The following is a 6,000-nucleotide window of genomic DNA, read 5'->3' on the forward strand; positions in this document are numbered from 1 at the left end:
GGTAATGGGCGGAGCTTGTGTATAATGTAATGACACGGAACAGGGAGGCGGATGGCCACCCTCCTGTTCCGCCGTTTCTGCCAGTCGTTAAGGCCCTGAGTTACTGATCACGTTGATGGCGGGCTTCGTCCTTGATTTCTTCACGAAATCCGGCGATGCTTTCTCTGCGGCGCGTGTTGCGTTCCTCGATTTGTTCCTTTTCCTCGGCCGGAATTTCGTCTCCAAATTCCTCAAGATAATCTTCAGCCTCGCGGAAGTTTTCAATGGTGTCCTGGACCGCATCCTGCAGATGCTCGACATTATCCTCGCGATTATCCGGTTTTGCCACTGGTGTTCACCTCCCGAAATGACAGTGATTCATGCTGAGTATGCACTCCACAAGTTTTCCAAAATAATGGCTCTGTTATGCATTTCACAGCGTTTCTGCTATGAAAAGGAAACATTATTGTCATGAATGAAGGTCAGTCTGTTCATAATCCGCTTTAGCAGATATGTTATAATGTCGGAATAAGTAGTATATGGGCACATAAGGCAAAGAGCTTTGAGGAGGAACACTCATTGAAGGCAAGAGGTTTTACTTTCTGGATCCGTATAATGACAATCATTCCTATATTGCTGTCGGCCTGTTCGTCGGAGCAGGCCCAACCGCAGCCTGAACCCCAGCCCCAATCGCTGGAGCAGACCCCGCCGGAAGCGGCTGAAGAAGGGCAGACGATTACGATCGTCACGCCTGAAACTGCCCAAAATCCGGCGGAAGAAAAGAACCAGTATCAGATTCACACACGACTGACCGATTTTCATCTGCTGAATGAATCGACTGGAATCGCGTGGGGCCTGACCAACAATGCGTTACGATTGTACCTAACCGAGGATTACGGCGTCACCTGGGTTGACATATCGCCATCCGAGAACGTGAAGTTTACGGATAAGCTGGAGTACGGCAGGGATATCGTATTCCCGGATAAAGATCATGGCTGGATCATTCGCAATCAGCGTGGCGGCGCCGGAACGGTGCTGCTGAACACGGATGACGGCGGGGATACGTGGAGCATCTCTTCGCTGCCCGAACGCGGAAGCGTGATGGCCGTGGCGTTTGCATCGGCAAGGCTCGGCTGGATCATGTCTTCGGAGAAAAGCTTCGGCTACGCCCAGGACAAAACGCTGTTCCAGACGGATGACAACGGCCGCTCCTGGGACAAGGTTATGCAAAACTCGGATTACCCGTCAGCGAACATTCCAAGCACGGTCATGCCGCAGTCGGGGAGGGTGATCGGCATGGATTTTTCCAACGCTAACGTCGGACTCGCAACGGTGAAGGACACACACTTGTCGAGACTGTATATTACCCGTGACGGAGGTCAGAAATGGAGCTCGTCGGCCCAGGTGTTCAACAGTACATCACTGAACCGGTGCGAGGACATAACTCCTGGAAAGCCGAAATTTCTCGGCAACCGAACGGACGCCTACATCCCTGTCACCTGCTACACGGAGGATCGAACGAGCTATTTCGGCTATTTCACCGCCGACAGCGGCAAGTCGTGGAATCTCGTTCCGTTTGAGCGCATCGGCGACATGGAGAACGGCTCGATCCAGCCGGTGTTCAGACGGCTTTACGACGGCTGGAAAATGGCGAACGGGATCGTCTACCATACGACGGATATGGGCAAGAACTGGAAGCCGTTCCCGAGGGACAAGCTGCTGACTCAAAATCTCGGGAACTATCCTAGGGTGGTAAAATTGCAGTTCTTCAGCTCGAAAGTAGGCTGGCTGCTGATTGAAACGCATGATCAGAAGCGTTCCCGGCTGATGAAGAGCACGGACGGCGGCGTGACATGGCAAGGCATTTAACAAGGCATTTAACGCTGAATCTGCATCGCAGGGGATTATCGTGATAACGGATCTCCAAAGGATGATCCTATAGCTGAGCATGTAACTGATCACTTGGCTGAACATCTCATGAATTATCATGATGATCAGCTAGCGTATTACAGGCTTTATCTGCTAAACCTATTCGGTATGGCAGGTAAAGCCTTTTTACCGATGAATAGGAGGTTAACACGATTTTTAAAGCCGTGTCCTCTGCGTTATTGGGATACTATGTTCATCTTTCAGTATTCATGTGAAAATAATCACAAAATATAAGCGCCCGTTATGCTATGCTAGAAGTGTAAGGAAGAGCTTTCACACCACAAGCTGAAGGAGCGGATCGAGATGACTTATGATCGGATCACCCAACATTATCTGAACCTTTGTTATAACTGTGACTATAACCACGAATGCCAGACCGAAGAGGAATGCCTGGCCTGCTGGACCGAGCAAGGATTGCTCACCGCCGAGGACGATGGGCAGCAGGAGACAAGAAGATGGATGCAGATGGCCAATGACTGACTCGTCATCGCAAGCACAACCCCCTGCAAGCGAAGGACACCGCGGTGTCTCGCTGCAGGGGGTTGCTGTGTTCTTGAGCCCTCTAATTCGCCTGTAATCCGCTTGTTTCTTCGTGAAGGCTTGGAGTGTGGTTATACTACACTATATCATCACGAATTTGAAGGAAGGTCATAGACAGGACTGTGGGACAGGCTTCAACATTTTGTCTAAAAACTTTGTTTCCCTGTGTTAAGTTGTCTAAAAATAGGCATATACATAAAGCAAGACAAGGTGGAGGGGGGAGCCATATGGGATGGGGATCGGATTGGATGTTCGATTTTTTTGGCAGTGTCATGCCCGTGTTCTTCATTGTCGTTGTCGGCATTGTGCTGCTCTCTGCAGGGAAAGGGCTTTTGCAATGGAGCCGGAACAACCGTCAGCCGCTGCTCACCGTGGAATCTAAAATTGTAAGCAAGCGCACGGAGGTGAAGCACACCCATCACCATGACGATACGATGTCCAGCCGGACGCGTACCACCTATTACGTCACTTTCGAGGTTGAAAGCGGGGACCGGATGGAGTTTGTCGTGAGCGGAGAGGAGTATGGGATGTGTGCGCAGGGGGATCAAGGAATGCTGCGATTCCAGGGCACCCGGTTCTACAGCTTCGCGAGACATCCGAGGATCCATCAGGATCTGGCCAGAGGTTAGCCTCACACCGTCTATGCCGGAATGCTGCATCTTCACCCGAGGATTGGTAAGCGAACTTCTGTGCGCTATAATGAAATCATATCGTGATGCGATTATTTACGCTTGCACAGGAGGAGCCAAATCACATGAATACAACCACGTTCAAAGGAACAACCGTCGTCATTACCGGTGCAGCCAAGGGCATCGGCAAGGGGCTGGCGGAAGCATACGCTGCCGCTGGCGCGGATGTGATTGTCAGCGACACGCTGAAGGATGAAGGGCAGCAGACGGCCGAACAGCTGCAAGCGAACGGATATTCAGCTGTCTTCGTCCCATGCGATGTCCGGGACGAGCGCGAGATTAAGCAGTTGATGGAAGAGGCAGTCAGACGGACCGGACGGCTCGATATTCTGATCAACAACGCCGGGGTTTCGCGCTGGAAGTCTCCCTATGAATTGAAGGTCGAGGAATGGGATGATGTGCTGAATACCAATGCGAGAAGCTGTTTTCTGGCCTCGCGGGAAGCGGCATTACATATGAGAACCAATGGCGGGGGCGCCATTGTCAACATTTCCTCGACCAGATCGGTCATGTCCGAGCCGAACTCTGAAGCGTACGCGGCGTCCAAAGGCGCGATTGTCGCCTTGACCCATGCGATGGCAGTCAGCCTCGGGCCAGACGGCATTCGCGTCAACTGCATCAGTCCGGGCTGGATCGAAACGGGCAGCTATGATCAGCTGCGGCCGGAGGATCACAGTCAGCATCCGGCAGGCCGGGTCGGCGTGCCGAAGGATATCGCCAAGGCTTGCTTCTACTTTACAGATCCGGACAACACCTTTGTGACCGGGGCGCATCTCGTCGTGGACGGGGGAATGACGCGTAAAATGATATATGAGGAATAGAGCGAACGAGGAATAAACCCGAAGGATTGGCCGAGCTTCATCTAGGCCGATCCTTTTGTTTTGCAGCCTCCGATTTGAATATTTCGACAGATTTAGATAGCCCCATAGGATTTAATGAATTCGACGAGAACGATGATGACATCGTTGCGACGATACCGTGCTTATCTTAAGTTTACATAAAATATATTATGTATACAAATGACAATGTTCACAAATCTATCAATAGCCATAACTGACAACCTTTGTTATGATGGGGAAGATTTAAATTGAAGATAAATTGGAAGTATGGAGGCGATTATGGTGAAAAATATGTGGAAAGTCTCATCCCTGCTAATGGTGAGTTTCATATGGGCACTTCTGTTCCCCGCATCCTCTTGGGCACACTCCAAGCTGGAGAGCAGCGTGCCTGCCGCTGATGCGATCATTAGCGAAGTCGTGGAGGAAGTGAGTCTGTCCTTCAATGAGAATATCGATGAGAATTTGAGCATTCTAAATGTGAAGAATGAGCAGGGGGAAGAGGTTGAGTTGGCTGAAGTCTCGGTGACCGGTGAGACGCTGAAGGGCGTTCTGGTTTCCCCGCTTCAGTCCGGCAGCTATACGGTGGACTACAAGATCGTAAGTGCTGACGGCCATCCTGTCGAAGGCAGTTACCAATTCCAGGTTGACGTGCCGGAGCAGGAAACAGCTGCCGAAGCGCCGGATACTCCGGTTACCGGCGAGCCGCAGGAAGAGCCGGTGACGGATGAAACTTCAGAGCCAGCGACAGACGAAGCGCCGGCTGACGAAGCGGCGACCGATACATCCGGTGATCAAACGGCGTCGGAACAGGAAAATCCGGCAAGTGACAACGAGGGTCAGGGCGGATTTAACGTATGGATTGTCGTCGTTGTTGTCGCCGCTGTGCTGGTTGGTTATTTTGTAGTCAAGCTTTCCCGGAACAGGAAGTAAACCATGTATTATTGGCTGAGTGAACCGTTTCTGTATTTGGGTTATGCGATTTTGGCAGCAATAAGCGTGCTTGCAATTGTCCCGGACCGCTATAAGCCAAGACTGGCCGTTCCTGCCTGGCTGGGGCCGCTTGCCGCTCTGGCGGTGGCCGTCGGCGGTTTTATCCCGCTGCTGCGAATTGTGATGTTTTTCAAGTCAGATCTCGGTTTCTGGAAAGCCTTCAACAGCATCATGTTCCAGTTTCGTGAAGGGGAACAATATGCATGGCTGCTCGTGCTCGTCATCCTCATGGCTGTGCTGGCATGGATCGTGCAGCGGAATCCGCGTACGATCACACGGTTTCTGATGCTGCCTGCAGTGCTGGGCATGGCATGGGGGCTATCCGGATTCAACCATGCGGCGACGCTGTTTGACTGGCTGGGCCCGGTTGCTTTTCTCGGTCATTTTGCCGGCATGGCATTTTGGACGGGGACGCTGCTGCTTGTCGGATGGTTCAGTCTCGGATCGGATCGCTGGGACGCCTTTCTGAGATGGTTTCATCCGTTTGCTATCCTGTGCTTTGTCATCGTCATGGCCTCGGGCCTTTATCTGATGAGCGGGGTGGCTCCTGATCCGGTGAACAGCTGGGGCTTGTCTTACGGACAGGCGCTGCTGGTGAAGCATATTCTGATCCTGCCGCTGCTCGTGTTTGCCTTTGTCAACGGTGCTCTGATGAAGCGTAAGCTGCGGCGGCAATCCCATTTCCGCCCTGCTTCATGGGCACGCAGCGAAGGGGTGCTGATCTGGCTGATCTATATCGTTACCGGATATATGAACCAGCAGGCAGCCCCCCATGAAGTGCCGGATACGCTCGCGATTTACGGGCCTGCTCCGACCTTTCTGTGGTTTCATTCCGGATTCCAGGAAGGCGCGCTGCTCTTGCAGTGGAGCTGGATCGGTATCGTTTGCCTGGCAGCAGGATTGGCGCTGCTCGGCGGTATCCTGTACGCCTTCAAACGTAATAAAGGCCCGGCATTCGCGCTGCTCAGCAGCCTGGCTGCCATCGTGCTTCTATATTGCGGCGTGATGTTCTCGATAACCGTATCCGCTTAAGA

7 protein-coding genes are annotated in these 6,000 nt (G+C 52.3%); 6 read left to right on the forward strand and 1 reads right to left on the reverse strand.

Annotated features, from left to right (window positions below):
• Positions 1–100: 100 nt before the first annotated feature.
• A complete protein-coding gene (tlp, locus tag CHH67_RS04355; protein ID WP_095263759.1) occupies positions 101–328 on the reverse strand; it encodes a small acid-soluble spore protein Tlp in 228 nt (75 codons plus the stop codon).
• Between the two features lie 266 nt (positions 329–594).
• Here tlp and CHH67_RS04360 point away from each other — a divergent pair, with 266 nt between their 5' ends.
• The 6 genes from CHH67_RS04360 (at position 595) to CHH67_RS04380 (ending at position 5,998) form a co-directional block, all read left to right on the forward strand.
• Positions 595–1,848, forward strand: a complete 1,254-nt coding sequence (locus CHH67_RS04360) for a YCF48-related protein (RefSeq protein WP_244908082.1) — start codon at positions 595–597, stop codon at positions 1,846–1,848.
• A gap of 363 nt (positions 1,849–2,211) precedes the next feature.
• Positions 2,212–2,388, forward strand: coding sequence for a hypothetical protein (locus CHH67_RS26110; RefSeq protein ID WP_176475566.1), 177 nt, complete (start codon positions 2,212–2,214; stop codon positions 2,386–2,388).
• Between the two features lie 287 nt (positions 2,389–2,675).
• Entirely contained in the window at positions 2,676–3,077 is a 402-nt protein-coding gene (locus CHH67_RS04365) for a DUF2500 domain-containing protein (RefSeq protein WP_095263761.1), read from the forward strand.
• A 125-nt stretch (positions 3,078–3,202) separates the two neighbouring features.
• A complete protein-coding gene (locus CHH67_RS04370) occupies positions 3,203–3,958 on the forward strand; it encodes an SDR family NAD(P)-dependent oxidoreductase (RefSeq protein ID WP_095263762.1) in 756 nt (251 codons plus the stop codon).
• A 333-nt stretch (positions 3,959–4,291) separates the two neighbouring features.
• Positions 4,292–4,906 carry a copper resistance CopC family protein gene (locus CHH67_RS04375; RefSeq protein ID WP_244908083.1) on the forward strand — a complete coding sequence of 205 codons (615 nt, stop codon included), beginning with the start codon at positions 4,292–4,294 and terminating at the stop codon, positions 4,904–4,906.
• A 3-nt stretch (positions 4,907–4,909) separates the two neighbouring features.
• Positions 4,910–5,998 carry a copper resistance D family protein gene (locus CHH67_RS04380; RefSeq protein WP_095263764.1) on the forward strand — a complete coding sequence of 363 codons (1,089 nt, stop codon included), beginning with the start codon at positions 4,910–4,912 and terminating at the stop codon, positions 5,996–5,998.
• Positions 5,999–6,000: the final 2 nt, after the last annotated feature.

It is taken from the genome of Paenibacillus campinasensis, from assembly GCF_002272015.1.
Taxonomy (GTDB): Bacteria; Bacillota; Bacilli; order Paenibacillales; family Paenibacillaceae; genus Paenibacillus_AQ; species Paenibacillus_AQ campinasensis.

Excerpts from the sequence above, each read along its gene's own strand:
- CHH67_RS26110 (WP_176475566.1), top strand. The coding sequence starts at position 2,212 with ATGACTTATGATCGGATCACCCAACATTATCTGAACCTTTGTTATAAC.
- CHH67_RS04370 (WP_095263762.1), top strand. The coding sequence starts at position 3,203 with ATGAATACAACCACGTTCAAAGGAACAACCGTCGTCATTACCGGTGCA.
- CHH67_RS04375 (WP_244908083.1), top strand. The coding sequence starts at position 4,292 with ATGGTGAGTTTCATATGGGCACTTCTGTTCCCCGCATCCTCTTGGGCA.
- CHH67_RS04365 (WP_095263761.1), top strand. The coding sequence starts at position 2,676 with ATGGGATGGGGATCGGATTGGATGTTCGATTTTTTTGGCAGTGTCATG.
- CHH67_RS04380 (WP_095263764.1), top strand. The coding sequence starts at position 4,910 with ATGTATTATTGGCTGAGTGAACCGTTTCTGTATTTGGGTTATGCGATT.
- CHH67_RS04360 (WP_244908082.1), top strand. The coding sequence starts at position 595 with ATGACAATCATTCCTATATTGCTGTCGGCCTGTTCGTCGGAGCAGGCC.